Origin of the sequence: Yersinia sp. 2553 StPb PI (assembly GCF_052217105.1) — a bacterium.
Lineage (GTDB): Bacteria > Pseudomonadota > Gammaproteobacteria > Enterobacterales > Enterobacteriaceae > Yersinia > Yersinia enterocolitica_E.
Genome location: NZ_JAZGPX010000002.1, coordinates 1,942,561 through 1,968,752, shown reverse-complemented (window position 1 = coordinate 1,968,752; position 26,192 = coordinate 1,942,561). Strand labels below are relative to the sequence as shown.

The following is a 26,192-nucleotide window of genomic DNA, read 5'->3' as shown; positions in this document are numbered from 1 at the left end:
GAATTAAAAATCAGTTTTTAAATGGTTATTTTATATTGTTGTTTTTATGTGAATTTTTAATTTAAATCGCACGCTTTGACTTGCCTGATTATCGGGAGTTTAACTTGTGTTTTATTTGTTATATAAACGTTATGCTAGAGAGTGAATTATGGATACGGTATTTAGTCAAATTAATCGTTCAGAGCATCAGCAAATTGCAGAAATAACACGTTTCTTGCGTGCAAACGATCTGAATATAGATACCACTGTTGACGTATTTATTACCGTAAGCCGTAATGAACAACTCGTGGCCTGTGGCGGGATTGCCGGCAATATTATCAAATGCGTGGCAATCAGTGAGCAGGTTAGGGGGGAAGGATTGGCGCTGACCCTGGCGACCGAACTGGTCAATTTGGCCTATGAACGTCACCATAGCCATCTGTTTATTTATACCAAGACCAAGAATGAAGACTTATTTAAAACCTGTGGCTTTTATCCGATAGCCAGTGTCCCCGGTATTGTGGTGTTGATGGAAAATAGCGCCTGCCGCTTGCAGCGTTATGCCAAACAACTAAGCCAGTTACGCCAACCGGGACAAAAAATTGGCAGCATTGTAATGAATGCCAATCCGTTTACCCGTGGGCATCAATATTTAGTCCGCCAGGCCGCGGCACAGTGTGATTGGTTGCACCTGTTTTTGGTGAAAGAAGATAACTCGCGTTTCCCTTATGAAGATCGCCTGCAATTAGTGCTCAGTGGCACCGAGGATATTGCCAATCTTACCGTGCATCCAGGCTCGGAATATATGATCTCTCGTGCCACTTTCCCGTGTTATTTCATTAAAGATCAAGGTGTGGCCGATGACTGTTATACCGAAATCGATCTGAAGATATTCCGTCAATATTTGGCCCCGGCATTGGGTGTCACTCACCGCTTTGTTGGTACCGAACCGTTTTGTACCGTGACCGCCAAATATAACCATGACATGAGCTACTGGCTGGAAACCCCGTTATTAGTCTATCCCCCCATCTCACTGGTAGAAATTGAGCGCCTTAAATATCACAACACCGCTATTTCTGCCTCTTGGGTACGCAAATTACTGGCTCAGGGGGATGGCGAAACCATTCGTAAATTGGTCCCCCCCGCCACCTGCCACTATCTACAACGCCTGCTGGCGCAGCGGGCAAAAAAGGTAGCTTCAGCAAAGGATCCAGCCCTGTTTTAGTCGAATAAAGCAGGGCACAAAGATAGGTGCAGATACGTAGATCAGCAATCTCGAATTTGAAGACAAGTTAATCAGGTGAAAAATGAAAATTATCAGAGAGGCCGTCGCCGGAACACTGGAGTCGAGCGACGTGATGGTGCGCATTGCGCCATTAAATCCACCCGAAATAGATCTGCAAATACATAGCAGTGTGGATAAGCAGTTTGGTGAAGCTATTCGTTACAGTGTTTTGGCACTGTTGGAACAGTATCGGCTAAGCGGAGTGCAACTGATTATTGACGATAAAGGCGCACTGGATTGCGTGTTGCAGGCTCGGTTGGAAACCGCGCTACTCAGGGCAAGTGACGAAAAAATTCTGCCATGGAGAGTATCGTGATGAAACCTGAAATGAAAAACAGAATGCGTCGCAGCATGTTATTTGTTCCTGGCGCTAATGCTGCAATGGTAAGCAATGCCTTTATTTATCAGGCTGATGCATTGATGTTCGATCTGGAAGACTCGGTTATTCTGCGCGAAAAAGATGCCGCCCGACGTTTGGTCTATCACGCCTTGCAACACCCGCTTTATCAAGATGTGGAAACCATTGTGCGAGTCAATGCGTTGGACTCAGCCTACGGACTGGCCGATTTGGAAGCGGTGGTCCGAGGGGGGGCCGATATTGTACGTCTGCCCAAAACTGACTGTGCGCAAGATGTGACCGATATGGCGCGCGAGATCAGCCGTATCGAGTCGGAATGCGGCCGTGACGTTGGCAGTACAGGTCTGCTGGCCGCGATTGAGTCAGCACAAGGGATTACTCAGGCACTGGCTATTGCACAGGCATCTCCGCGCCTGATGGGGATTGCATTAGGTGCAGAGGACTATGTGCGTAACTTGCGTACCGAGCGCTCACCAGAAGGTATTGAGCTGCTGTTTGCGCGCTGTTCAATTTTGCAGGCGGCCCGCGCTGTTGGAATTCAGGCTTTCGATACCGTCTATTCCGATGCCAACAACGAAGCCGGTTTTTTGCAGGAAGCCGCATTGATCAAACAACTGGGCTTTGATGGCAAATCGCTGATTAACCCACGGCAAATCGAACTGCTACATAACCTCTATGCCCCGACCGAGAAGGAAGTCCACCACGCACAACGCGTGGTCGATGCGGCGGCGGCGGCGGAAGCCGAAGGACGTGGGGTGGTCTCCCTGAATGGCAAGATGGTAGATAGCCCGGTGATTGAACGGGCACGGTTGGTTTTGCAACGTGCGGTCAGTGGCCTGCGTGAGGAATAAAAGATGAATAGGCAACAACGAGTAGAAAGCTTAAGTCGCACTCAGGATAACGGCCCGGCGTACCACCTGTATCAAAACACCTCGAAAGCGAATTTACAGGCGCAGAAACCCCGTGATATCAAAATATGTGACTCACTGGAGACAGTTATCCGCCGTTGCGGGTTGCAAGATGGCATGACTATCTCCTTTCACCATGCTTTTCGTGCTGGTGATTTAACCCTGAATCTGGTGATGGATACCATTGCCGCCATGGGATTCAAAAATCTGCGTCTGGCCTCCAGCTCGCTGAGCGACTGCCATTCACCGCTGGTGGATCATATCCGCAATGGGGTGGTCAGTGAGATCTATACCTCTGGTCTGCGCGGGCCGTTGGCAGAGGAGGTCTCTCGTGGGTTACTGGCTAAACCCGTACAGATTCACTCCCACGGTGGCCGGGTTAATCTGATTGAATCCGGCGAACTGACTATCGATATTGCCTTTATCGGCGTACCGGCCTGTGATGAATTTGGTAACGCCAATGGCTTTAGCGGTAATGCCTGTTGTGGCTCGTTGGGCTATGCCAGAGTCGATGCAGAATATGCACACTGTGTGGTATTGCTGACAGAAGCGGTGGTGACCTATCCCCATCATCCAGCCAGTATTACCCAAGATCAAGTTGACCTGATTGTACAGGTTGAAAAGGTCGGTGATGCCGACAAGATCGGTGCTGATACCACCCGAATGACCTCGAATCCTCGTGAGTTACTGATCGCCCGCCGAGCTGCCGAGGTGATTGCCGGTTCTGGCTATTTTATCGATGGATTTTCTTTGCAGACCGGGACCGGCGGGGCATCGCTGGCAGTGACGCGCTTCCTTGAGGATAAAATGCTGCGGCGCAACATTACTGCCGCTTTTGCCCTCGGTGGCATTACTTCAACAATGGTAGAACTGCACGAAAAAGGGCTGATTACCAAGTTGTTGGATGTGCAAAGCTTTGACCGGCAGGCTGCCTCCTCACTGGCCCGTAATCCACGTCACATCGAAATCAGTGCCAATCAATACGCCAATTTTAGTTCGAAAGGTGCGTCAGTCGACCGACTGGATGTGGTGGTGCTCAGTGCTCTGGAGATTGATACCCGTTTTAACGTCAATGTACTGACCGGCTCGGATGGCGTGTTACGCGGTGCCTCTGGCGGCCATTGCGATACGGCGGTGGCCGCCCGACTCTCTATCATCGTCGCTCCCTTGGTTCGTGGCCGGATCCCGACGCTGGTCAATGATGTCACCACCTGTGTGACGCCCGGCTCCAGCGTCGATATTTTAGTGACCGATCATGGTATTGCGGTTAATCCAGCCCGGCCCGAATTGGCAGAACGCTTACAGCAAGCCGGTTTAGCCGTAGTCACCATCGAATGGCTGCATCAGCGCGCGTTACTGCTGACTGGCGTGCCACAACCTATTGCATTTACTGATCGCGTCGTAGCGGTGGTGCGCTATCGCGACGGCTCAGTAATTGACGTTGTGCATCAAATACAGGAGTAGGCGATGAACACTCTCTCTCCTGCGTTAGCGGCCAACCGGCCCATCAGCTTACCGGAGTTACTTACCAGCCGTGAGTCCCGTCAGAGCAGACAACAGGCGTGGCTGGCTCGCCATCGGATGACGCTGATTTCACTGACGTTGGTGGCACCCGGTGCGGTGAAAGATAACCCATTGACGCGCAAATTATTTGCATTGGCATGGCAGGCGATCACTTCGCTAAGTCAACAGCAGTGTTGGCCAGTGTTGCAGCAAGAGATTTTTCCACTGCCGACCGGCTGTGAAGGTTTGATTGCGGTGGATTTACCTGCGGAACAGGTGAAGGACGCCGCGTTGTTACTTGAGCTAAAGCACCCGCAGGGCCGGTTATGGGATATCGATGTGCTTGATGCATCGGGGCAAATCTTATCGCGCCGTGATGTGGGGTTAGCGCCGCGCCGCTGTCTGCTTTGTCACCGTCCAGCCAATGTCTGTGCCCGCGCGCAAACCCACAGTATTGACCAACTATTGGTTCAGATGGAGTTGATGCTCAATGCCACAACTGCAACGCACTGACAACAGGGCGGCTCAATCACCTGTCGCCTCCTCTGACTTTGCCAAAAAATATGGCGCACTGGCGTATCGCGCCATGCTGGCAGAGGTGAATCTGACACCGAAACCGGGCCTGGTGGATCGCTTCAATTGTGGTGCACATAAGGATATGGCGCTGATCGATTTTTATCACAGTGCTGATGCTATTGCGCCGTGGCTCCCGCGCTTTATAGAACAGGGCATCAACCACGCTCAGCTTGGTGGGCAGGCAGCACTGAACAGCCTGCGACCGCTGGGACTGGCGTGTGAAAATAGTATGTTCCACGCCACTGGGGGGGTGAATACCCATAAAGGTAGCGTTTTTTCGCTGGGATTAATTTGCTGTGCGTTGGGGCGGCTGAAAGCGCGAGGTGAATGGATTAGCGCTGATGCTATTTGCCAGGAGGCGGCGCGTCTGTGCTCTGGGCTGACAGAGCGTGAGTTGTGTCAATCCAATCCACAACAAACGGCGGGCCAACGGCTGTTCAATCACTATGGCCTGACCGGCGCACGCGGCGAGGCCGAATCTGGCTTCGCTACCGTGTTGAATTATGCCTTGCCGGCTTACCAACGCTTATTAGTTAACGGGGCGGAATCCGACCATGCCTTATTGCACACTTTGCTGATTTTGATGTCCGTCAACCGCGATACCAATGTGGTATCCCGTGGCGGTATGGCCGGGCTGCAATGGCTGCAACAGCAGGCGACAGAGATTCTGGCTTCACTCGCATCGGCAGGGATGGGTTCTCCTCTCAGCCTGAGGCGGGTGCGAATGTTTGATACCCAATGTATCGCCCGCAACCTTAGTCCCGGCGGCAGTGCTGACCTGCTGATCCTAACCTGGTTTCTGGCGCAGTTCCCTCATCATCTCCCTCACAAAAATAATAGCGTTGTTATTGAACCAGTAACAGCTATAGGAGTATCTCTATGTTGAAGTCGCAAGAGAAATTATGGAAAGCGCTCGCGCCTTTTGTGGTGCTGGCTGTTCTGCTGTTGATTCCCACCCCGGAAGGAATGCCACCTCAAGCCTGGCGCTATTTTGCGATTTTTGTCGCCATGATTGTTGGGATGATTTTAGAACCGATTCCAGCCACCGCGATAAGCTTTATCGCCGTGACGATATGTGTACTGAGTTCAGATTGGGTGCTATTTAGTGCGGCTGAAGTGGCTGATGCCAGCTTTAACGGCGGTAAAGAGTCTTTAAAATGGGGGCTGGCCGGGTTCTCCAGTACCACTGTCTGGCTGGTGTTTGGGGCATTTATCTTTGCGCTGGGTTATGAAGCCACCGGACTTGGCCGCCGTATCGCCCTGTTCATGGTGAAATTCATGGGCAAACGTACCCTGACGTTGGGTTATGCCATTGTTATTATAGATATTCTGTTGGCACCCTTTACACCATCAAATACTGCCCGTACCGGGGGAACAGTGTTCCCGGTAGTAAAAAATCTGCCACCCCTGTTTGATTCATTCCCCAATGATCCGTCGTCACGGCGTATCGGGGGGTACCTAATGTGGATGATGGTGATCGGGACCAGTATCAGCTCCTCCATGTTTGTCACTGGCGCGGCACCTAACGTGCTGGGTATCGAGTTTGTCAATAAAATTGCCGGTGTCCATATTGGCTGGATGCAGTGGTTTTTGGCGTTCCTGCCCGTTGGGTTAATTTTACTGATAGTGGCACCCTGGCTCTCTTATGTGTTGTATAAACCCGGCGTGACCAAAAGCGATGAGGTAGCGGCTTGGGCGCAAACAGCACTGACTGAGATGGGGGCGTTAACGCGCAAGGAAGCAATCCTAATTGGTTTGGTGCTGCTGAGCCTGTGCTTATGGGTGTTTGGCGGTAAATTCATTGATGCGACGGCGGTAGGGTTGCTGGCAGTATCCCTGATGTTGGCACTGCATGTGGTGTCGTGGAAAGACATTACTAAATACTCAAGTGCCTGGAACACGCTGGTCAATCTGGCCACACTAGTGGTGATGGCCAATGGCTTAACGCGGTCGGGCTTCATTGATTGGTTCGCCAATACCATGAGTACCCATTTGGATGGTTTCTCGCCGAATATGACGGTGGTCGCGCTAGTATTGGTGTTCTATTTCTCTCATTATCTGTTTGCCAGCTTGTCTGCCCACACGGCAACCATGCTGCCGGTTATTTTGGCGGTCGGTAAAGGTTTAAGTGGTGTGCCGATGGAACATTTATCTATGCTGCTGGTGTTATCCATTGGGATCATGGGTGTCCTGACGCCGTATGCGACTGGCCCTGGTGTGATTATCTATGGCTGTGGTTATGTGAAATCGAAAGATTATTGGCGGCTGGGTGGCATCATGGGGGTGTTCTACATCTCAATGTTGCTGCTGGTGGGCTGGCCAATCATGAGCCTGTGGTATTGATGACAAAGTAACCGTGAGAAGGGCCGGTCAGCGGCCCGACTCATGATTATCGGTTTATCAGCCGGTGTACACGCCAAATACCCTTGGCAGCCACAGTGATATTTCAGGAATATAAGTGACCAACATCAGCACCAGGAACAGTGCGCCGTAGAACGGCAACATCGCTTTCACCACTTGTTCAATCTTCTGTTTACTCACCGCACTGGCGACAAACAGCACCGACCCCACCGGGGGAGTGATCAGACCAATTCCCAAATTGATCAACATAATCATACCGAAATGGACCGGATCAATACCTAATGAATTGGTCACTGGCATCAGTACCGGTGTTAGGATCAAAATCAGCGGTGCCATATCCATCAAGGTGCCAATCAGCAGCAGCATGATATTGATACACATCAGAATCACGTATTTGTTATCAGAAACCGAGGTAAAGAATTCAGTGATACGTTCTGGCAACTGCATGTAGGTCATGATAGCGCCGAAACTGGCGGCAAAACCTATTAAAATCATCACGATAGTGACAGTTTTTACTGTGCGATACATCAGTTTAGGCAATTCGGACCATTTATAGTCGCGATAGATAAACATAGTGACAAAGAATGACCACAAACAGGCAATCGCGGCAGATTCTGTGGCGGTAAATACCCCGGAAAGAATTCCTCCCATGATGATGACCACCGTCATCAACCCCCATAATGTATCGACAAAGATTTTGAGCGCCTGACGGAACGGCACTCGTTCACCTTTAGGGTAACCTCGCTTATAGGCAAAGCCGACACACATTAACATCAGGGTAAAACTGAGCAGCAAGCCCGGTAAAATCCCGGCAATAAACAGTGCCGCGATGGATACGGTGCCGCCGGTTGCCAGTGAGTAAATCACCGAATTATGGCTGGGTGGGGTCAATATCGCCTGCACTGAACCACTGGCGGTGACTGCGGCGGCAAAATCACGCGGATAGCCTTTTTTATCCATTTCCGGGATCATTACCGAGCCAATGGAGGCGGTATCTGCCACTGATGATCCTGAAATGGCACCGAAAAATGTTGAAGCCACAATGTTAACTAGCGACAAACCACCACGGATGAAACCAACGAAAATATAGGCGAAACTCACCAGCCGCCGTGCGATGCCACCTTCGGCCATAATGGCCCCCGCCAGAATAAAGAACGGAATGGCCAGTAATGAGAATTTATTGACGCCACTGGTGATTTGAATCATCACCGCTTCCAACGGTAAATCAATCCAAAATGCACCGGCGATGGCACTTAAACCGACGGCATAAGCCACCGGGACACCAATAGCCAGCAAGATTGCCAGCGTAAAAACTAAAATAAATGCGTCCATAAGGCAAAGTTCCCCAAATTATGAATTGCCGATCATCACTACCGGGCGGTGGGTCTGCGGGCCAAAAAATAGCCGCTCGATGATAAACATCAGCGTAATCGCGGAGCCGATTGGCAGAGGAATATAGCTTTGTCCTGCTGTCAGTAATGGGAACTCAGCCACTGGTTGTGACCAAAGCTCGCTACACAGAATGTAGCTATAGACCAAAATAAACAGGCTTATCAGCACCATCAGCAAATCAACCAATAACAGGCATACTTTTTTACCGGTCTCAGAGAGCCGATCAGTGACCATACTGACAGCAATATGTGAACCAGAACGATAACTGGCGGCAGCACCAATAAAAGTAAATGTCACCATACATAATATGGCGACGGGTTCTGGCCAGGATAAGCCATCGTTTTGGACATAACGGGGCTTTGTTGAATAATTCGGATTTAGATAAAAGCGCCTCTCGTCACTGACTTCCTCAGGCAATCCGCACACTTTCTGGCATCCCTGCACGCGTCATTTTGTTTAAGGCACGGATCATGGCCATAGTTTCTCCAACCTGCGCATCGTAATCCCTCAACGTAAGATGCCCACCAAACAGCTGTTTTACGCGGTACATCGCCGTTTCGGCCACTGAACGCCGGTTATAAGCCGTGTGCCATTTCCAGTACGCATTGCTCCCAGTAAGCCGTTGCCTCGCCACCGCCTGATTTCTGTCGGCATACTCCACCGGCCAGTAGCCGGCGCGCGTTCGCGGCGGGATAAGCGCCTTAATTTTCTTGCGCCGCAACTCGTCGTGGCACCGCTTTGTGTCATAAGCCCCGTCGGCACAGGCAGCCCTGATTTTCCTGTGCGTCTGACGGATAAGCCCCGGGAATGCCTCTGCATCAGTCACGTTGTTTAGGGACAGGTCAGCGCAGATAATCTCATGCGTATCAGCATCCACCGCCAGGTGCAGTTTCCGCCAGACGCGGCGCTTTTCCTGGCCGTGTTTTTTCACCTTCCACTCACCCTCACCGAAGACTTTTAAGCCGGTGGAATCGATAACCAGATGGGCAATTTCACCGCGTGTTGGGTTTTTGAAAGGGATGCTGACGGATTTAGCCCGCCTGCTGACGCAGGAATAATCCGGGCAACGGAGCGGGAGCTTCATTAGGGTAAAGATGGAGTCAATGAATCCCTGCGCAGCGCGAAGTGTGAGGCGAAAAACGCGTTTGAGCATCAGAACGGTTGAAATGGCCAGCTCAGAATAACGTTGCGGACGACCGCGTAAAGACGTGTTGGGCTCGTCATACCATGCCTGAATGGCCGACTCATCAAGCCAGAATGTCAGTGAGCCCCGATTGACAAGCGCCTTGTTGTAGGTGGCCCAGTTGGTGATTTTGAACTTTTGTTTTGCCACGTGATATCGCTGCAGGATCAGGAGTGTGGTGATCTGATCCTAACTACGGCCAAAAGTTCGATTTATTCAACAACGCCACATAACGGGCAAATATCCCCATAGGGATAACCACAACCATAATGATTAAGGCAATACCAGCGACCCAAATTGACAGGCGATATAACGCATCCATCGTTGATAGATAATAGCGAGCCATAGCGGAGACCTCAGTGTACCCAGGGTCATTGGCTACAACCCCCATGACCTTGGGTAAATATCAGTAGTATTAAAATATTTAATACTGTCGGAAAGATGTTATTGCACGGCTGCAATCTGCTTGATCAGTTCTTGATGATCCTTACCGAATTCATCACGAACGGGTTGAGTGGCTTTATAATAATAGTCATGGTCCATTTCATGATATTGCACGCCACCGGCTTTCATTTTGTCATGGGATTGCTGCACATAGGCTTGCCATAATACGCGCTGCTCAGCCTGTGCTTCTTTGGCCAATTTCAGAATAGTTTGTTGATCTTCAGCAGATAATTTATCCCATTTTGTTTTGGAATAAAGGAACAGCTCAGGAATAATAAAATGGCCGCTCAGGGTATAGTTTTTGACAACCGGCAGATAATTGTGGGCGATAAAGGTCGGTTCGTTATTTTCGGTACCATCAATCACCCCGGTTTGCATCCCGCTGAATACCTCGCTTACACCCATACTGAGTGAGTTGGCACCCATGGCCTTAAGGGTAGCCAGTGCAATCGGGCTGCCCTGAACGCGGATTTTCATACCTTTGAGGTCTTCTGGTTTAACCACCGGTTCTTTGGTAATCAGATTACGGGTACCCGCATCCATCCAGCCGAGAAATACCAATTTTGAGTTCTTATTGTTAGTGATTTTATCACCGATTTCTTGGCCGATTTGACCATCAATAACTTTATGTAAATGGTCTTCGTCGCGGAACATATAGGGCAGGGTAAAGACACTGATCTCCGGCAGAATAGAGGCAACAGGGGTCATAGAAACACGAATAATATCAATTGCTCCCATTTGAGCCTGTTCTATCATTTGCTTTTCATCACCTAAGACGCCACCTGGGAATGTTTTAATTTCCAGGCGACCATCCGTTGCGGTCTTTAGTTTGTCACCCATATTTTTAACAGCAACAACATTAGGATAATCTTTGGGATGAACATCGGCAGCTTTAATTTGTTGAGCAGAGGCCATTTGACTAAATAATATGGCAGAAATAGCCAGGCACAGTGTGGGCAAAGGCTTTGGGAATTTCATTCAGTGTTCTCCAGAAGTCGCTATACAAAAGATAAAATGGATTATTTTTAATAATGGGATAGGTATATACCCAATAGAATTCAAGCAGCAGGTGCGTATCTGTAACCTGTAACCTGACGGATATATCAATATATAAAAAAAGGTTATTCCTTTATCCCTCTGGTAATTAACCTAGCTGTTTACTTTTTCTTTTAAATTGACCATTGTCACAGAAAAAGAAACGTCAGGAACTGCGTTTCAATAATTGTGAAGTGACATTTCATAATGAATTAAGTCGTATTGGGTTATTTGTTGATGGGATTGGTGTTTTGGCTTTTGGTAGCAACTTGCTTTCACTGATGTGTTTTAGCCATCGGGATAGGTTCGGATATTGTGGTGCTGTGGGTTAACTACTATTATAAAGGCCTATGAATCCAGATGATTAGGATAACGCGTGACGTCGGTATTTATTCGTAACTTTACCTTTGCCGCACTGCCAGCCAGCGGTTTAAATGGCCAGCCATTGTTTCACGGCCTGTTGGCAAAATGTGATTTTGATGTCAATGAATACCGGGATGAGCTGTTTGCTGCTTATGGCATTGCCTTTCCCGGCAGTTTACAAAAAGCAGTGGCAAAACGGCGTGCCGAATACCTGGCGGGCCGTTTTGTCGCCCGACAAGTGCTGAATATGCTTGAAGTACGCAATTATCCGTTAGCGAATGGGCTAGATCGCGCGCCACTATGGCCCGCCGGTTTGATTGGCAGCATCAGTCATAACAACCAACGTGCTCTGTGCACTGCGCAAATTATAACGCCGGCTACAGAGTATTCTGATCAAAGTGCCCATGTCCACGGTGTTGGGCTAGATATTGAAAGCCTGATTGCAGTTGAAAGGGCGAATGATCTATGGCCCGGAATCCTTAGTGAGCAGGAGTACCGCGATCTTCAGGAAGGCCCATTAGTATTCAACCATTTACTGACATTGGCTTTTTCAGCCAAAGAGAGTCTATTTAAAGCGGTGTATCCACAGCTAGGGCGTTATTTTGACTTCCTGGAGGCCCGTTTCCTGAGTTATTCCATGGCATCAGGGCGTTTTGAGTTGCAGCTATTACGCGATCTCAGCAGTGACTTCCCAGCAGGCCGCATTTTTACGGGATGTTTCACTGTTAATGACAGTGATATTCAAACATTTATTGCTTACTAAGTTGGGGCTAGTCACTTGTTGTAATAACTTTTTATTTTTTTAAGTTGGAAATTTCAATCGATATAGACTAAATATTTGACTATCAACCATATTTATTTGATAGGACATCATGAAATATATAGTGCTATTCGCTTTTATCTTATGTGTAGTCTATGTGCATTTTCGTGGCAAAGTTCGCTACAAGTTCTGGCGTCAGGTCTCAGATCATTCGACATTTGTTTCACCAATCAATGTGTTTATGTATCTGTTTTCACGGGTACCCACCACGCCCTATTTAAAGCAGGATCTCTTCCCTGAATTGACCGTGCTGCGTGAAAACTGGCAGCAAATCAGGGATGAAGGTAAGGCGCTGATGGAAATCCAGCAAATCAAAGCATCGGATAAATATAATGATGCGGGTTTTAATTCGTTTTTTAAAACTGGCTGGAAACGTTTTTATCTGAAATGGTATGAAGATAGCCATCCCTCGGCGATGACACTTTGCCCTTATACCACCTCGTTATTACGCGAATTACCTTCGGTAAAGGCAGCGATGTTTGCTGAATTACCGCACGGTAGCCGCCTGCCTCGGCATCGTGATCCTTATGCCGGTTCTTTACGTTATCACCTTGGTTTAATCACCCCGAATGATGACCGCTGTTTTATTGATGTTGATGGCACCACTTACAGTTGGCGTGACGGTGAAGGCATTTTATTTGATGAAACTTATATTCATTATGCCGAGAATCAGAGTGGGCAGAATAGGCTGATCCTGTTTTGTGATATTGAGCGGCCAATGCGTTACCGCTGGGCGCAATGGATTAACCACTGGTTGGGGCGCAATTTAATGAGTGCAGCCACAGCCCCCAACGAAGAGGGGGATCGTACCGGTGGTGTCAATCGTATGTTTAAATACATCTATGCAGTGCGCAAGGTGGGGAAACGGTTGAAAGCCTGGAATCGTAGGATCTATTATTTGATTAAATGGATATTATTCGGTGGTATTGCCGTATTGATTTTTTATGCACTGTAAAAGAAAACAGCTCACAGAACAGACTATCAAATAGCGAAAGCCCCGCCCAACCTTAGCTATACGGGGCTTTCTCATCAATTATCTTGATCACTTTTCTTTTTTGACGCCCGCAACCCCGCCACAAATCCAGACTCAGACCAACATCACACCCAAAATTGATACTTAGAGTCGTCAAAAACCAATGAAATATTTTATTCTATTGATGGCTTATTTTGAAATAATATAGTTATCTAAGTCACAAAATTGTAAATTTTTTTGTAATTATAGCGTGAATAACGCATCAGTGCCGTTATCTATTCTAAGTATAATATTACTTATATATCAGTGAGATAATTGTATTTTTGATGATGAGATACCTGTATTACCTGAAATTCCCCTCACCAAAAATGAAATTATAATGCCATGTTGTGATCGATATAGAATTTTAATTTCAATAAAAATGATATGTTGTGTCACAGTGAGTTAACATACTTATCAGTGATAACGCCAGTTGAGGATCGCCAGAAACCGCTAGCGAGCATTCATTGATAGTCTATTTTTGTCTCGTCAGGAGGATATAGATGAAAGAAGTCAGTGTTGGATTGATTGGTGGTGATTATTGCAGTCAAGCCGTCGGTTGGTTTCAGGCCGCAACCTTTGTTTGTGCTGTCAGCAGAATGAGGAGCTGGGACGTCGGTTGAGGCGGGGTAGCAAAATATAACGTATTACCAGTACCACCATGGTAATCGGTACATTTTAAAAATTGGGAGCGCAAAAGGATCATGCAAAATAAAAACCGTAGCAAGAATCATATAATATCGGACTCTGGAATAAAGCTTATTTGTCTTCAATAACTGCATTTATCTTATTAATAAATCAGAGTGTCAAAAAGTTCTTCATCACCTCCATGTTTTAAGGTGGAGAAGGAGTTACTTTTGTTTTTTGAAACCCTTTTTGACATTAAATGGATAATCAAATAAAAAGGTAATGATATGTCGTTAATGATGAATCTCAATGCACAACAGAGAAAACGATTACATCAAATAACATTAGTCGCTACATTTGGTGGCTTGCTCTTTGGTTATGATACCGGTGTTATTAATGGTGCATTTTCTTCATTGAAAGAAAATATGGCCCTGACGCCGACGACAGTGGGCCTGGTAATGAGTGTACTATTGGTCGGTGCCGCCATTGGTAGTGTTTTTGGCGGAAAATTGGCTGACTTTTTTGGTCGAAGAAAATACCTGCTCTATCTCTCCTTCGTTTTTTTCTTTGGTGCGTTATTGTGTGCATTATCACCTAATATCACCACTCTTTTAATTGCCAGATTTTTGCTTGGTTACGCGGTAGGCGGGGCATCGGTTACTGCACCTACATTTATATCCGAGGTTGCACCGACAGAAATGCGGGGCAAACTTACCGGGTTGAATGAAGTTGCCATTGTTATTGGACAATTAGCAGCATTTGCAGTAAATGCGGTAATTGGTATTGCCTGGGGCCATCTACCTGAGGTCTGGCGTTATATGCTATTGGTTCAAACTATCCCTGCTATTTGCTTGTTAGTGGGAATGTGGCGTTCGCCAGAAAGCCCCCGTTGGTTGATCAGTAAAAATAGGCGGGAAGAGGCATTAGTAATTTTAAAACAAATTCGCCCTGAGCCACGGGCTATTAAAGAATTTAATGATATCGTAGCGTTGATTGATATCGAAAAAGAAAAGAAATTGTATGCTAAAAATGATTTGGCTATTATTTTTCAAACACCGTGGATCTTAAAATTAATTTTGGTAGGTATTGCCTGGGCAGCTTTACAGCAAACTACCGGTGTTAACGTCATTATGTATTATGGTACGGAAATATTAAAAACTGCCGGATTCTCGGAAAGAATGTCGCTAATCTGTAACGTGTTAAATGGCGTTTTTTCTGTCGGGGGGATGGTTATTGGGGTTATGTTCCTGGTTGATCGTTTTAAACGGAAAACACTGATTGTGTATGGTTTTGCCCTGATGGCAACGCTGCACTTGATTATTGCTGGTGCGGATTATTATCTGGTTGGTGAAATAAAGGCAACTGTTATTTGGTTGCTGGGTGCACTGTTTGTCGGGGTCATGCAGGGTACGATGGGCTTTCTGACTTGGGTCGTATTAGCAGAACTGTTCCCATTAAAGATTCGTGGCCTATCTATGGGGATCTCAGTATTTTTCATGTGGATCATGAATGCCATTGTGAGTTACTTGTTCCCCGTGCTTCAGGCGAAACTTGGCTTAGGTCCGGTCTTCTTGATTTTTGCTCTTATCAACTATCTGGCGATTATCTTTGTGATTACCGCCTTACCAGAAACATCCAATAAATCATTAGAACAACTTGAAGAAGAACTGTCTGCCGGTAATTAATAACATAATTTTTATATGAGATAAAAAAGATCATATCGCAAAGGGGACAGATAATGATAGATAATATTACCGTTGATAACCTACACTTAGGATGTCATGCAAAAAATAAAGCTGAAGTTTTAGCAATGATAGGAAAAGAGTTTAAATTAAAAGGTTATATTAACCAAGACTGTATCTCTTTTCTTAATGAAAGAGAACAACAAGTCTCTACATTCTTGGGGAATGGTATTACCTTACCTCATCTGCCTAAATCAGCCACAAATACCATTGTTAAAACCGGTGTTGAAATTTTTCAATTCCCTGATGGTGTCATCTGGAATAGAAGTAATGTTATGTTTATTGCCATTGGGGTTATTGCTAAAGAAAAAGAGCATATTGATGTGTTAAAAGATGTAGCCTCGATTTTTAGTGATGAAATTATTGCCAATGCGCTCTCATTAATCTCAAATAAACAGGATTTTCTCCGTATCCTTAATCGTAAATAGGGGGAGGGTCGTGTAAGCCTGGAGTTGTAGGGCTTATTAGCAGATTAAATAGTAAAAAGCTCACTTGAGGTTGCTTAAGTGGGCTTTTTTAATTTGGTAGTTGTAAAACCATCTCAATGTGCTGGCTGACGCTTAACAGTAGTGATTTTTATTAACCATTTCGGCATAAAGTTATTAAGGCGATTTGATGCCATTCGCGCATGTTCTCATCCTGAAAGAGAACCTAGGTACTCAGAAAAAGGTTACCAACGACAATAAAGGTATTGGTCCTTTTATTTTGGCAAGCAGTGAAATGAACAGAAGACAATAAAGAATTATTTTCAGTAACACTTTAGGTATTTGAACGCAAAACCAATGCCTAAAGTGGCTTCATTATAATAATCAGCCTTTTATTTATAGTTTTATGAAGTTCATTTTATAGAGTGTTAGACGACGCGGGCATGCCGAATAAACCGGAGTGGCAGGGTATCAACCCACCGGACAGTAACTCAGGAAGATAGCCGCGCACGTCTGGATCAGTTCGGGGAATTGCCGGTAAAGGCTATTCCCCGCAACCGCGGTTAATCTATGAGGGAGATGTATGATGAACGGCAATAACATCAGTAATGTCGATCTCGCCCCTATTAACTTGTGCGACCTTGCGTTCTGTCGCTGAGTTTGATTCTGCCGAGTTGTGTTGAATGGGGTACCAGTTATTCAGCCTATCAACGTAGGCGATGACATTTGTGTGTATTCTGTTGTGACTGAATGACATCTCAGGATGACTTATATCGTTGCCCTGTGTTGCTATCAGGTGTACCACCAAATACATGCATAGGGCTTGCGATACGTTACTGCGATAGTTGTTGTAGCCTTGAGCGTTGGAAAAGGACTGCTGAGCAGGCCCAGACATGTTGTAGTAGTACTCGTCGTTCTCATAATAGATGAAATACGGGGCTAAGCCTGGGCGGCTTATCATGACCTCCATGACCTTCCCACCAAACCAATTGCGTGGTCGGTCTTGCAAGCTGTCTGCCGTCATAACGACTTTCCCTGATTGCGTTATGAGGAGGACCGATGCCCCCATCTGCTCAAGATTAACTGCGATTTGTCTCTGAGTTTGCTCGACCTGAGACTCCCGCTTCCTGGCAGATAAGTCCATTTCGTTGGCATGACTCTCGCGTGATTCAGCTAATAATCCTGCATCCTCGATAAAGAACGTATCTATACCGCGAAGCGGCTGAGAATGATCTCCGTAGGGTGATTTTGCAATGATATGTCCCACGATAGAGCAACGGGCCATGGCAGCGAGCTTTTCACTTACACCTGACGATCTCATCGCAGCATGTAACTGATTTAGGCCATCAACGATTTGATCCGCGGCTGAATCGGGTTTTAACCGGTTCAAACCCCCTTCGTAGAAGTCCTTGTTTATGCCAGTTCGCTTGACGAATGAATGAACGAAATCAAAATTGCTCATTGTGGCTGCATCCAATTCATAAGCGATAACGTCCACCGTAGCGCCGTATTTTCGGCAAATCACATCATAAAAGCGGGCGGCACAAACCATTATCGAATATATCAGGCTATCCCCAGAATTCGCGTCTTTGGCAAATTTAGCGAGATTATTTGCTCCAAATCCACCTCGATCCGCTGCCTCCAACTGCCAGAGAATAGCTTTGGCTCGAGGATGACCGGCTTCCGCTGCTTTATACCAACAGTCTGCCGCCAGATCGAAATCATAGGGTGTCACACTGCCTGACCCCCAAAGAAGAGAAAGATTGAATAATGCCGAAACGTGACCTCCCCGAGCAGCATTGCCTAAGTGTCTACTTGCAGCGTTGCAATCGTCTGCCCGTAAGGCCTCAACACCACAAACGTATTCGGCTTCCACGTCTTCTGATGTGCTGGTGAAAAACGGATCCTGAAACTCAGCCATATTCATATTCCTTCGCGTCGACTAATATTCATCTCGCACTTTTGTACGGATGTCTCCGTTGCACACAACGTTGTAATTTCCAGGATATCTAACAATTAACATATCAAAATGTCGGCCTGGTACGATAATAGCCGCACAGGATCAATCCAAATATAGGCTGGTGGATAACGGCAAACGAAGCAAAATAACGTATTCCAAACCGCCATTAGCAGTGGTGTAATCTGCTTTTTTTACGGCTAAAAAGCCAGTTTAGTACACTACACTTCTTGTTATTTATTGAGCAAGGTGAGTTGCAGAAAATTCTGATTACAGGAAGGTTTAGTGTTTATGGTTGCAGCATCATCGCCACCATTCTCTATTTTTAACCCTCTTTTTTCGGCCAACACTAACGTATTGATTTTATACAGGATTTGTCGAGAGTATTAAAAAAGCCTTTTTTACCCTCGCAGTCTATTTTTCTTTTACCATCAGCAAGTTATGTGTATTTTATAACTGTTCACTGCCGTATCGGCAGGCTTAGAGAAGAGGCTTCGGCCAGTAACACACAAAAACGATCAAAAAAACAAAAGCAAAAAGCCCGCTTAGTTTCCTAAGCGAGCTTTTCTAATTTGGCTCCTCTGACTGGGATCGCCTTTGCCAATAACTGGCTGAATAAAAAGCTAAACCTGAATTCGGCTCTTGTCAAGACCACCAAAGTGACCACCAATAGGCCGGGTTACATAAATTGATTTGAGCGGTCTACGTTCATTTGGTAATCGTTACTATGGTTATATTTACGAGGGTAGTGTTGTTTCTGTCCTCATAGTGGAATTGTACCCGAGAAAATACCTGGGAGCCTGTTCTGTGCATATGTTGTGTGAAAAGGTTTTTGGTCAAAGAGAGACTGCCGAAAATAGAGCTAAAAACCGTGCTCGTGTGTAAAATTTGGCCCTAACTAACCAATTGAGCAATTTCATATTTTGCGTAGACACGCGCCCTAATTTTTTGGCAAGGGTTTTCACACAGTCTGCGCCAATAGCGGACGTTCAAAGTATTCAAGTAGTTACAATATTATGTTCTGGCTTGGGTCTCTAAACGTGGATATGGTGAAATCAAATAATTTTTAAGGGTCAAGATTTCTATGAATATAGCAGTAAGGAACGTAGACAAAGTCAGAGTATCACGTGCGGGACACACTTTTCATGAACGGTGGACAGCGCGGCGAGCTCTTCAACTTGTGTTCCCGAAGGATAATCTTTTCGCGATAGTGATCGAAGGCCTATCCCCTAACGAAGATCTAAAGCTTGGAAAGGAGGCAGAGGATATAGCTGACCTTGTTCTTTATTATGGCAATGGAGATACTTTCGAAACCTGCACAGCCCAGCAGATTTTGCAGTTCAAATACAAGGAAGTTTCCGAGCCCGTCACATCATCCTATCTGAAAAAAACGATCAAGAAATTCGCCGCAACACTGCGAAACTTTAAGGCTAGCATTTCGGATGAAGACATAGCGAAGAAACTGTCATTCGGGTTCGTGACGAATGCAGAATTTTCTGGTGAGCTTTGGGATGCTATCGCGTGCTTGAAATCGGGTCGCGCACCGGGGTCCAATAGCGCCAAGAAGCAACTTGAGTACCTCAAAACCTGGTGCAAGGAAGAGAAGGTCGAAGCGGAGGACATTTTCCTGCTCATCGAGTTTCGCGCTGCAACAAATGATTTGCCTGCGCAGAACCGATTCTTGCGACGAACAATCAGTGATTGGTCGGCTGACTCAAGCGGACTGGCTGCAAGGAGGCTGTTTGCACTCGTAGAGCTTGTCCGAGAGAAGTCGCAAATCGAGGGGCAGGGCAAGAATTCTATCAGGCGTGAAGATATCCTCGATGCTCTTGAATGTGATGAGGATCAGTTATTTCCAGCGGATACGCGGTTTGTTGATGTTGGTGATGTCGTTGAGCGCAGCGCCTCGCAAGATGTCAAAGACGAGATCGAAGCCAGCAATCTTCCCGTATTCCTCCATGCTGACGGCGGTGTTGGAAAAACTGTCTTCATCCAGAGCCTGACCACATATCTGACAGATACTTTCGAAATCGTGGTGTTCGACTGTTTCGGAGGCGGGTCGTATCGCTCCGAAGCCCAGGCACGTCACCTTCCTCGGGTTGGCCTTCTGCAAATCGTCAATGAACTGGCGACCCGCGGACTCTGCGATCCACTTTTTCCAACCGACTGTAATGGTCAACTAAAACCGGACACGGATTTAGGCACATTGTTGTAATCGGCGTTCATATTCATTCGGCGATATATTGCCCAGCCGGTAATGCCGACGCTTCAGATTATAAAAACTGTCGATATAATCGATAACGTCCGCAATGCCCTGACTTCGGGTTTCATAGCGACGGTAGTTAACTCTCTCTGCTTTCAGGCTGCGGAAGAACCTCTCCGTAACGGCATTATCCAAACAGTTACCCTTGCGGCTCATACTGCCCGTCACATCAAGTTCCTGCTGGCAGGACTGGAACTGGGCGCTAGTATACTGAGCACCTTGATCGCTATGGAATACGACTGGGCCTGTTGGCCGTCGTTTATTAACCGCCAGTCGTAATGCCCGGATAGTCAGGGCGCTGTCCGGTTTGTCCGAGAAGGCCCAACTCACTATTTTTCTTGAACATAAGTCCATGACAATAGCCAGATATAACCAGCCCTGAGCGGTACGAAGATAGGTGATATCACCTGACCACCAGGTATTTAATGTCTCTGGATTAAACTGTCGATTCAACAGATTAGCCGCCACTACAGCCGGTTTACCACCACGTGGATAGCGATGACGTCCGGGACGCTTCGCAACCAGCATCAGGGTCTTCATTATCTGACGGACACGGTATCGGCCAACGTTAAAACCCTGTTCACGCAGCTCAATACACATGCGCCGACTGCCATACGTCGCATCCATTTCAGCATGAACATGCTTAGCCGCCGCATGAAGCATCAGAACATTTGCTCTGAGGGCTGGCCGCCGGCTTCGGGCGTAAAATACACTGCGCGTGAGCGACAGGCATCGACATACTTGCTGGATGTTTGCCCCGGCCTTCTTCAGCTTCACCGCGACTTTTTGTCGTTGTTCATTTCCATGGCGAAGAAGGCTGAAGCCTTTTTTAACAGGTCATTGTCGCTTTGCAACTGACGTACCTGCTTTTCAAGTTCCTGTATTCGTCGTTGTTCAGACGTGATCGCGGTGGCGATGGGAGTATCTCCCCTCACTTCTCCGCGATATTGGCGTAACCAGCGTTGTAATGTTGAAAGGCCTATATTCATCGTTTCAGCAGCCTGGGTCACCGGGTACTTATGCTGCAGAACCAAATTGACACATTCCTGCTTGAACTCATGGGTAAACGTTTTTCTTCGCATTTTCACCTCGTTAGCGTTGCTCATTATATCTCTAACAAAGTGTCCGAAATGATTAGACCATTACAGTATGTCTCGTTCAACGCAAATGCTCTCGCAGGTAAGAGTTGGTCGGGCGCTGAAATCTCTATCTATGGCCAGCTCTTTAGGCGCGAATCCTGTTGCTCTCGATGACATAAACAGTAAGGTAATTGGCAGGTTACTGCTGGACAAGAACTCCCTGCTAGATGTTGATACTTACGTAAACAGTGCCATTGAACACGAACTATTAGATATTTCCTTTCTTGAGAAGGAACTGGAGAATGTACCTTGGCAGGATATTCTCCAGATGAGGAGAGAAACCCTGCCTGCTATAAATAAAACTAGACGTTTTCTGATCGACAACTCTAGGTCGTCACCCCCATTTCCTTCTGCCAGTCCCAGAGAAATTCAGAATAAAGCAATCGAGTTAAGAGATGAATACTGGAAATTAAAGCTTGAAGAAAATATTAAGTGGACTCAGCTAGGACTAAGCACTGCCATTTCGACCGGAGCTGGTCTGGCAGGAGTAACGGTTACTGTTGGTGCAGGACTAATCGGTTTACTGGCCGCTCTTATCCCTGTAGCCGGAATGGTTCTCGTAAGAGAACAAATACCAAACATCATGGATATTGTTAAACTCCGCCGAGAAAGAAAGTCGAACTCATTAATTCAAATAGATAGTTGTAACTACCTGAATTTGAAAAATGGGAATTAAGCCTGACCTGCTCCCCATTGATGCTTGCGTAAGTCTGGGGCTATATCAATATCAGCCTAAAAAGTGGGAAGCCTCTCAGTTGCGGCGGAAGGCTTCATCTTGAACTTATACAGTCTTTACGTCCGGTATGGTGAACAGTCCGAACTTTGTAAAAAGGTTCGAAGTAGTTCGCTTGTCTGTAGGTGTCTCACACCGCAGAAAAGGGCTTTGATCTGCTCACCAATAATTAATACGGTCCTGACTTAGAAAAGTCCGCTTTTGGTACATGGCGGACGAACTAAGTGAGTTGAAGGTCCGGTGTGAGCGAAGAGCAGACATACACGGTCGGTGAATTAGGACCTTGTTTATCGGAAAGGTTAATCTGATTAACCCAACATAGGCATAGATGATGAAGTTGACCAAAAAGCAGGTTATCATAATATCTATAAGGTTTTAGGTCTGCTAGGTTATGACTGATTAATTACTAATCATTTTTTGGAATAAAATGAAAATAATAGATGACATTTGCGCTTCAATAGCTGGGAATGCGAAAACAAGAATAAATGATCCATTTATTGGTACGTTTATATGTTCTTGGGTAGTATGTAATTGGAGTCACTTATCCCTACTTTTCTGGGGAGAAGGAAAGGTAACTGAGCGCATTAGTATTTTTTATAATTATCTTTCTGAGACACCGAAGTGGGAATTGAATCTCGTATTTACCATTCCATTCGTTATTGCCATTAGTTATTTATTTCTTTTCCCATGGTTGTCAATATTTATTAATTTCCTCCAGCACTGGGCTAATGAGCAACTGCATAAGCAGGCTGTTCACAGAGAGTTAATTAAGATTAATCAGCAAAAAAACCTCAACAAGGAGAAACTAAAAGCCAATCCCAATAAACAATTCTTGGAACAGTTGGTTCAACAAGATATAGATAAGCGAAATGAGATACTGGGACATATGAAACAGAGGAGTTCTCGTTTAGAAGCAAAAACCATAGAAGCGAAAGAAAAAGCCAAGGAACAAGATGCAAAAACACAAGAAGCAGAAAGCAAAGCGAGTTTATTGATATTAGATTTAGAAAAAAAGAACAAACAAGCCGAGTTAGAAAAAATTAGATTCGAAAGTGATAGTGCCAAAGCTAGAGCTACTCATGCTACACACCGATTCCCATCCGCGTATTTTTTAATGTTAAAAATAGAAGAAAGTTTAAGTGAAGATGCTATAAAAATTTCTCTTAATGCATTAGGATCTATTGTAGCTGCACTTTTTGGTTATGAAAATTTTGAAGAGCTTTTAAACGATAAGAACTTTAACAATGAAACCTTAGGGAAGGTTGAGTACGTTTATTATGACGATGAGTTAGCTAAACGCCTTGAGCAGATAGTATTGGATGAGGATTCAGACAATGAAGATTTTTCAGCAGATCTTATCTTCAATCATTTTGAAATGCTGTTTGAAGATGCGCCTTTCAAATTGATTGCTGGTGATAATCTTGCTGAGGAATGCAAAGATGAATTTGAAAGAAACCCATACGATATATTTAATGGTGATGGAACTTCAGGTGCTATTGCAGAGTCAGATACGTTCTTTGACAATATTGAAGATATTAGTATTGAGCACTTTGATTTTGATAATGGTTTTCATGCTGAATTATCTGCAAATGCAAGTGGTCATCATCGTAAGGAAGAAGGAGTTCCTGGCCGGAGTATGACAGTTTCAATAATTATGCAATGTGAGGTATTAGTTGGAAAATTTGGACTTGGTTCGATTGAACAAGGGGAAATCAATGGAACTTTGGATGACTATGAATAACCGTTCTGTTTCAAACATTCATCATACTAACGTCTGCTTTTGGCACGAAGCGGCCGACCTAACTGAGCAGAAGGTTCGCTGTGAGCGAACAGCGGACGTTTGCAGTTGTTAACACGAACCAATACTTTAATTGAATAGTCTTCATCGACAGGGCACGGGTCGCTTCCCCTGTAAGTCGGAGTAAGCTTACCAACAGCCAGAAGCGGCGATTCAGACTTGGCAACCTAGATTAGACGGTGAAAGCCAAGGTTGCTTAAACAGTAAGTTCCTCAGGATGCATAAAATAAATAGACAGTCTTCTCTTGCTAAGTTTACTCTCAGAATAAGGTTTGCAATCGAATGCAGAGAAAGATTATATGTTAGATGCTAAAGAACTCAATTGCTTCAGTAATGTTATTCATCATCTGCTTATCACCGTTTGTCACCGCCTGGTGCAAAAGGCCAGAGAGCATGGCATTACGTGTGTTAGCCGGTATGACACAGGGACTGAGTATTCCACGCGACTGCGGATATCCATCCCAGTGAACGCCGAGTTCTTTAGTGCCGCCGTTGTATTCGTGCTTATGATCATAGTGACCATAAATTAATACCATCCCATCATCTTCATGGAATGGTTTAGAATTTTTCCAGTACGAAATCATGTTCATTTTTGATTCCTTTAATCACAATGTGTTAAGTTAGCTTGCTGTACCCTGATTGAAGTTAGCGTTTATTTTCTTGATAGCAGACCAATACATATCCTCGAAGTTATCGCCTATTACTTCAATTGTAATAACTTTGACACTGAACGCTTCAAGCAACCCTTTCTTTTCATCACTAATGTTATGGGTATAAAAATAGATTTTGTTATTTATTGTTGCTTCAGATAAAAAGCGGGCTCGTTTATTTAGCAACCACCAGATGTCAGTCTCGCTGTAGTCTAATGAAAAACCGAGAATGTGGACATTGCTTGAGAAAAAGAGATCAACCCAGGATGTGTGACAAAATGAAAAATCCCTCAGTTTGTCTAACATGGACTTAACAGTAACGTCAACACCATTAATCTTATGTGAGTACGTACCTTTAACATATGCATCGATTTTACTCACTGAACCACAATAATGATCTAACCCAAGCATGATGGATTTAGGGTTATCTATTTCACCGTGTATATTCCAGAGAAATTTTGTATCGTTCTCTGACTCGTACATTCTCTTTCTTCTCAGGCTATAGATATCTTCTGAGCTGAGCTTTACTGGCGAAATGTTAAGTGCCTTTTCGAAAGCGTAATCATAATTAGTAGTAAGATAATGCTCAATGGGTAATGATGCTAACTCCTCAAGAACCTCATTTGGTCCTTGTTCTCGCAGTCCATTAGCTATAACATTTTTTATTTCAAGTTCATCTTTTTTTTCGCTTCTATCTGGCGCATGTTTTTCCAGAAAGATTCGTTCATACACCATAGTGTTTGGCAGTTGCCCGCTTTCGAATTTGTTGATGCCTTTTATATTATCCAGCAAATCACTCCAGGTGACGTGATTTTCAGAAAGCCTGTTTATTCCATTACCAAAAAAAAGAGTGTTTGCCATATGTACCATTTGTTTTTAGCCAGTTAACTATGTTCTTAAATTCAATTTTTTAAAAAAACATTCGTGAACCACGATCATTGCTTTTCATTAGTAGCGTGAAGAGATCAAGTGCTCGCTCGTAATTAATTTTATGTTTCCCGTGTGGTGTCGCCTCTATGAACATCCGCATTTCCTGGGGGGAGAACGAGAATTTTTTCGGCAGTTTAAGCATCCTTTTTACTGTTCCATCTGCTGAATTACACTGGTCACAAATTAGTGTTTCAGGAAACCGAGACACGCCTAAACCCATGTAGTCAGTAGAATGGTCGTGGTGTTTGTGTAACGCTGCAACCCAATCCATAAAAGCGGCCGGTGTATTCGGGAATCTGAGGGTCCATCTCATGATCTGAAATTTGCTGCGTCCACACCCAGGGCAGATCCAGTTGTCTCCCGTTGCTTTCCATAGTCTATGATAATGGAGTCCAGTGTGGTTCCGATAATCTTCGTATGTAGGCGTTTTGTTCTTCATTATTTCACTGGCGCTCCACTTTTACGGCACTTTTGCGGTTGGGTTGCCATTCAGGATGGCAGGAACATCGTTGTAATCTGTAAGCAATAGCACACATGTGAGCACAGATATGACTACTCTAGAGCTGTCCTAAATCATCATCCAATGTGGCTATACGCTGGATTATGTCGTACAAAACGGGCCTCTCCGTCACCAGGTGAAAACCACAAGAACATAAATAGCGGCTCTTTCCGGGCGAAGATTTGTCAGAGGTCAACAATTCGCTTCCCA

Annotated in this window: 23 protein-coding genes and 2 pseudogenes; 15 read left to right on the top strand and 10 right to left on the bottom strand. The window is 45.5% G+C overall.

All coding sequences use genetic code 11. The features are described 5' to 3' along the window. Positions 1-148: 148 nt before the first annotated feature. From citC to V2A84_RS10450, 7 genes are all read left to right on the top strand, one after another. Positions 149-1,204 (top strand): [citrate (pro-3S)-lyase] ligase, encoded by a 1,056-nt coding sequence (citC, locus tag V2A84_RS10480; protein WP_083159215.1) that lies wholly within the window; start codon positions 149-151, stop codon positions 1,202-1,204. Between the two features lie 82 nt (positions 1,205-1,286). Then, positions 1,287-1,580, top strand: a complete 294-nt coding sequence (gene citD / locus V2A84_RS10475) for a citrate lyase acyl carrier protein (RefSeq protein WP_083159214.1) — start codon at positions 1,287-1,289, stop codon at positions 1,578-1,580. After that, positions 1,580-2,473, top strand: a complete 894-nt coding sequence (citE, locus tag V2A84_RS10470; RefSeq protein ID WP_083159213.1) for a citrate (pro-3S)-lyase subunit beta — start codon at positions 1,580-1,582, stop codon at positions 2,471-2,473. The genes citD and citE overlap by 1 nt, the downstream gene beginning before the upstream one ends. A gap of 3 nt (positions 2,474-2,476) precedes the next feature. After that, positions 2,477-3,994 (top strand): citrate lyase subunit alpha, encoded by a 1,518-nt coding sequence (gene citF / locus V2A84_RS10465; RefSeq protein WP_442848804.1) that lies wholly within the window; start codon positions 2,477-2,479, stop codon positions 3,992-3,994. Positions 3,995-3,997: 3 nt separating this feature from the next. Continuing rightward, a complete protein-coding gene (gene citX, locus V2A84_RS10460; protein WP_442848803.1) occupies positions 3,998-4,546 on the top strand; it encodes a citrate lyase holo-[acyl-carrier protein] synthase in 549 nt (182 codons plus the stop codon). Beyond that, positions 4,524-5,495, top strand: coding sequence for a triphosphoribosyl-dephospho-CoA synthase CitG (citG, locus tag V2A84_RS10455; RefSeq protein ID WP_372568958.1), 972 nt, complete (start codon positions 4,524-4,526; stop codon positions 5,493-5,495). Before citX ends, citG begins: the two co-directional genes overlap by 23 nt. Continuing rightward, entirely contained in the window at positions 5,489-6,952 is a 1,464-nt protein-coding gene (locus tag V2A84_RS10450; protein WP_083159211.1) for an anion permease, read from the top strand. Before citG ends, V2A84_RS10450 begins: the two co-directional genes overlap by 7 nt. A 57-nt stretch (positions 6,953-7,009) precedes the next feature. On the opposite strand, the gene V2A84_RS10445 is transcribed toward V2A84_RS10450, so the two are convergent. From V2A84_RS10445 to V2A84_RS10425, 5 genes and pseudogenes are all read right to left on the bottom strand, one after another. Next, complete coding sequence (locus V2A84_RS10445; RefSeq protein WP_019080904.1) at positions 7,010-8,302, bottom strand: TRAP transporter large permease; 1,293 nt, start codon at positions 8,300-8,302, stop codon at positions 7,010-7,012. Between the two features lie 18 nt (positions 8,303-8,320). After that, a pseudogene (locus tag V2A84_RS10440) lies at positions 8,321-8,716 on the bottom strand (TRAP transporter small permease); the annotation flags it as partial. A 55-nt stretch (positions 8,717-8,771) separates the two neighbouring features. After that, a complete protein-coding gene (locus tag V2A84_RS10435; RefSeq protein WP_226717630.1) occupies positions 8,772-9,695 on the bottom strand; it encodes an IS5 family transposase in 924 nt (307 codons plus the stop codon). Between the two features lie 46 nt (positions 9,696-9,741). Continuing rightward, positions 9,742-9,891, bottom strand: a pseudogene (locus tag V2A84_RS10430) (TRAP transporter small permease); the annotation flags it as partial. Between the two features lie 98 nt (positions 9,892-9,989). After that, entirely contained in the window at positions 9,990-10,967 is a 978-nt protein-coding gene (locus V2A84_RS10425; RefSeq protein WP_102970435.1) for a TRAP transporter substrate-binding protein, read from the bottom strand. Positions 10,968-11,400: 433 nt separating this feature from the next. Between V2A84_RS10425 and V2A84_RS10420 the strand changes: the two genes are divergently transcribed. The 4 genes from V2A84_RS10420 to V2A84_RS10405 all read left to right on the top strand — a co-directional run bounded on the left by V2A84_RS10420 (position 11,401) and on the right by V2A84_RS10405 (position 16,016). Continuing rightward, the gene (locus V2A84_RS10420; protein ID WP_083159209.1) at positions 11,401-12,150 is read left to right on the top strand and encodes a 4'-phosphopantetheinyl transferase family protein; all 750 of its coding nucleotides are present in this window, start codon (positions 11,401-11,403) and stop codon (positions 12,148-12,150) included. A gap of 109 nt (positions 12,151-12,259) precedes the next feature. Further along, complete coding sequence (gene lpxO, locus V2A84_RS10415; protein ID WP_442848802.1) at positions 12,260-13,162, top strand: lipid A hydroxylase LpxO; 903 nt, start codon at positions 12,260-12,262, stop codon at positions 13,160-13,162. Positions 13,163-14,133: 971 nt separating this feature from the next. After that, positions 14,134-15,531, top strand: a complete 1,398-nt coding sequence (locus V2A84_RS10410; protein ID WP_442848801.1) for a sugar porter family MFS transporter — start codon at positions 14,134-14,136, stop codon at positions 15,529-15,531. Positions 15,532-15,584: 53 nt separating this feature from the next. After that, positions 15,585-16,016: a PTS sugar transporter subunit IIA gene (locus V2A84_RS10405; protein WP_442848800.1), complete on the top strand. Its 432-nt coding sequence runs from the start codon at positions 15,585-15,587 to the stop codon at positions 16,014-16,016. 565 nt (positions 16,017-16,581) lie between these two features. Here the strand turns inward: V2A84_RS10405 and V2A84_RS10400 are convergent. Continuing rightward, positions 16,582-17,934, bottom strand: a complete 1,353-nt coding sequence (locus V2A84_RS10400) for a hypothetical protein (protein ID WP_442848799.1) — start codon at positions 17,932-17,934, stop codon at positions 16,582-16,584. A 221-nt stretch (positions 17,935-18,155) separates the two neighbouring features. Between V2A84_RS10400 and V2A84_RS10395 the strand changes: the two genes are divergently transcribed. Then, positions 18,156-18,299, top strand: a complete 144-nt coding sequence (locus V2A84_RS10395) for a type I-F CRISPR-associated endoribonuclease Cas6/Csy4 (RefSeq protein WP_442849126.1) — start codon at positions 18,156-18,158, stop codon at positions 18,297-18,299. A gap of 755 nt (positions 18,300-19,054) precedes the next feature. Next, positions 19,055-20,185 (top strand): hypothetical protein, encoded by a 1,131-nt coding sequence (locus tag V2A84_RS10390; protein WP_442848798.1) that lies wholly within the window; start codon positions 19,055-19,057, stop codon positions 20,183-20,185. On the opposite strand, the gene V2A84_RS10385 is transcribed toward V2A84_RS10390, so the two are convergent. Both V2A84_RS10385 and V2A84_RS10380 read right to left on the bottom strand, forming a co-directional pair. Beyond that, on the bottom strand, positions 20,168-21,010 hold the full coding sequence (locus tag V2A84_RS10385; RefSeq protein ID WP_442848611.1) for an IS3 family transposase: 843 nt from the start codon (positions 21,008-21,010) through the stop codon (positions 20,168-20,170). The two genes, V2A84_RS10390 and V2A84_RS10385, sit on opposite strands and share 18 nt — an antisense overlap. Then, entirely contained in the window at positions 21,007-21,339 is a 333-nt protein-coding gene (locus V2A84_RS10380; protein WP_442848610.1) for a transposase, read from the bottom strand. Before V2A84_RS10380 ends, V2A84_RS10385 begins: the two co-directional genes overlap by 4 nt. A 106-nt stretch (positions 21,340-21,445) precedes the next feature. Between V2A84_RS10380 and V2A84_RS10375 the strand changes: the two genes are divergently transcribed. Together V2A84_RS10375 and V2A84_RS10370 are read left to right on the top strand one after the other, a co-directional pair. After that, the gene (locus V2A84_RS10375) at positions 21,446-22,048 is read left to right on the top strand and encodes a hypothetical protein (RefSeq protein WP_442848797.1); all 603 of its coding nucleotides are present in this window, start codon (positions 21,446-21,448) and stop codon (positions 22,046-22,048) included. A 484-nt stretch (positions 22,049-22,532) separates the two neighbouring features. Next, positions 22,533-23,846, top strand: coding sequence for a hypothetical protein (locus tag V2A84_RS10370; protein ID WP_442848796.1), 1,314 nt, complete (start codon positions 22,533-22,535; stop codon positions 23,844-23,846). 359 nt (positions 23,847-24,205) lie between these two features. Here V2A84_RS10370 and V2A84_RS10365 read toward each other — a convergent pair whose 3' ends face one another. Together V2A84_RS10365 and V2A84_RS10360 are read right to left on the bottom strand one after the other, a co-directional pair. Next, complete coding sequence (locus V2A84_RS10365; protein ID WP_410014849.1) at positions 24,206-24,493, bottom strand: hypothetical protein; 288 nt, start codon at positions 24,491-24,493, stop codon at positions 24,206-24,208. Between the two features lie 30 nt (positions 24,494-24,523). Further along, positions 24,524-25,414 (bottom strand): SIR2 family protein, encoded by an 891-nt coding sequence (locus V2A84_RS10360; RefSeq protein ID WP_410014850.1) that lies wholly within the window; start codon positions 25,412-25,414, stop codon positions 24,524-24,526. Positions 25,415-26,192 lie beyond the last annotated feature (778 nt).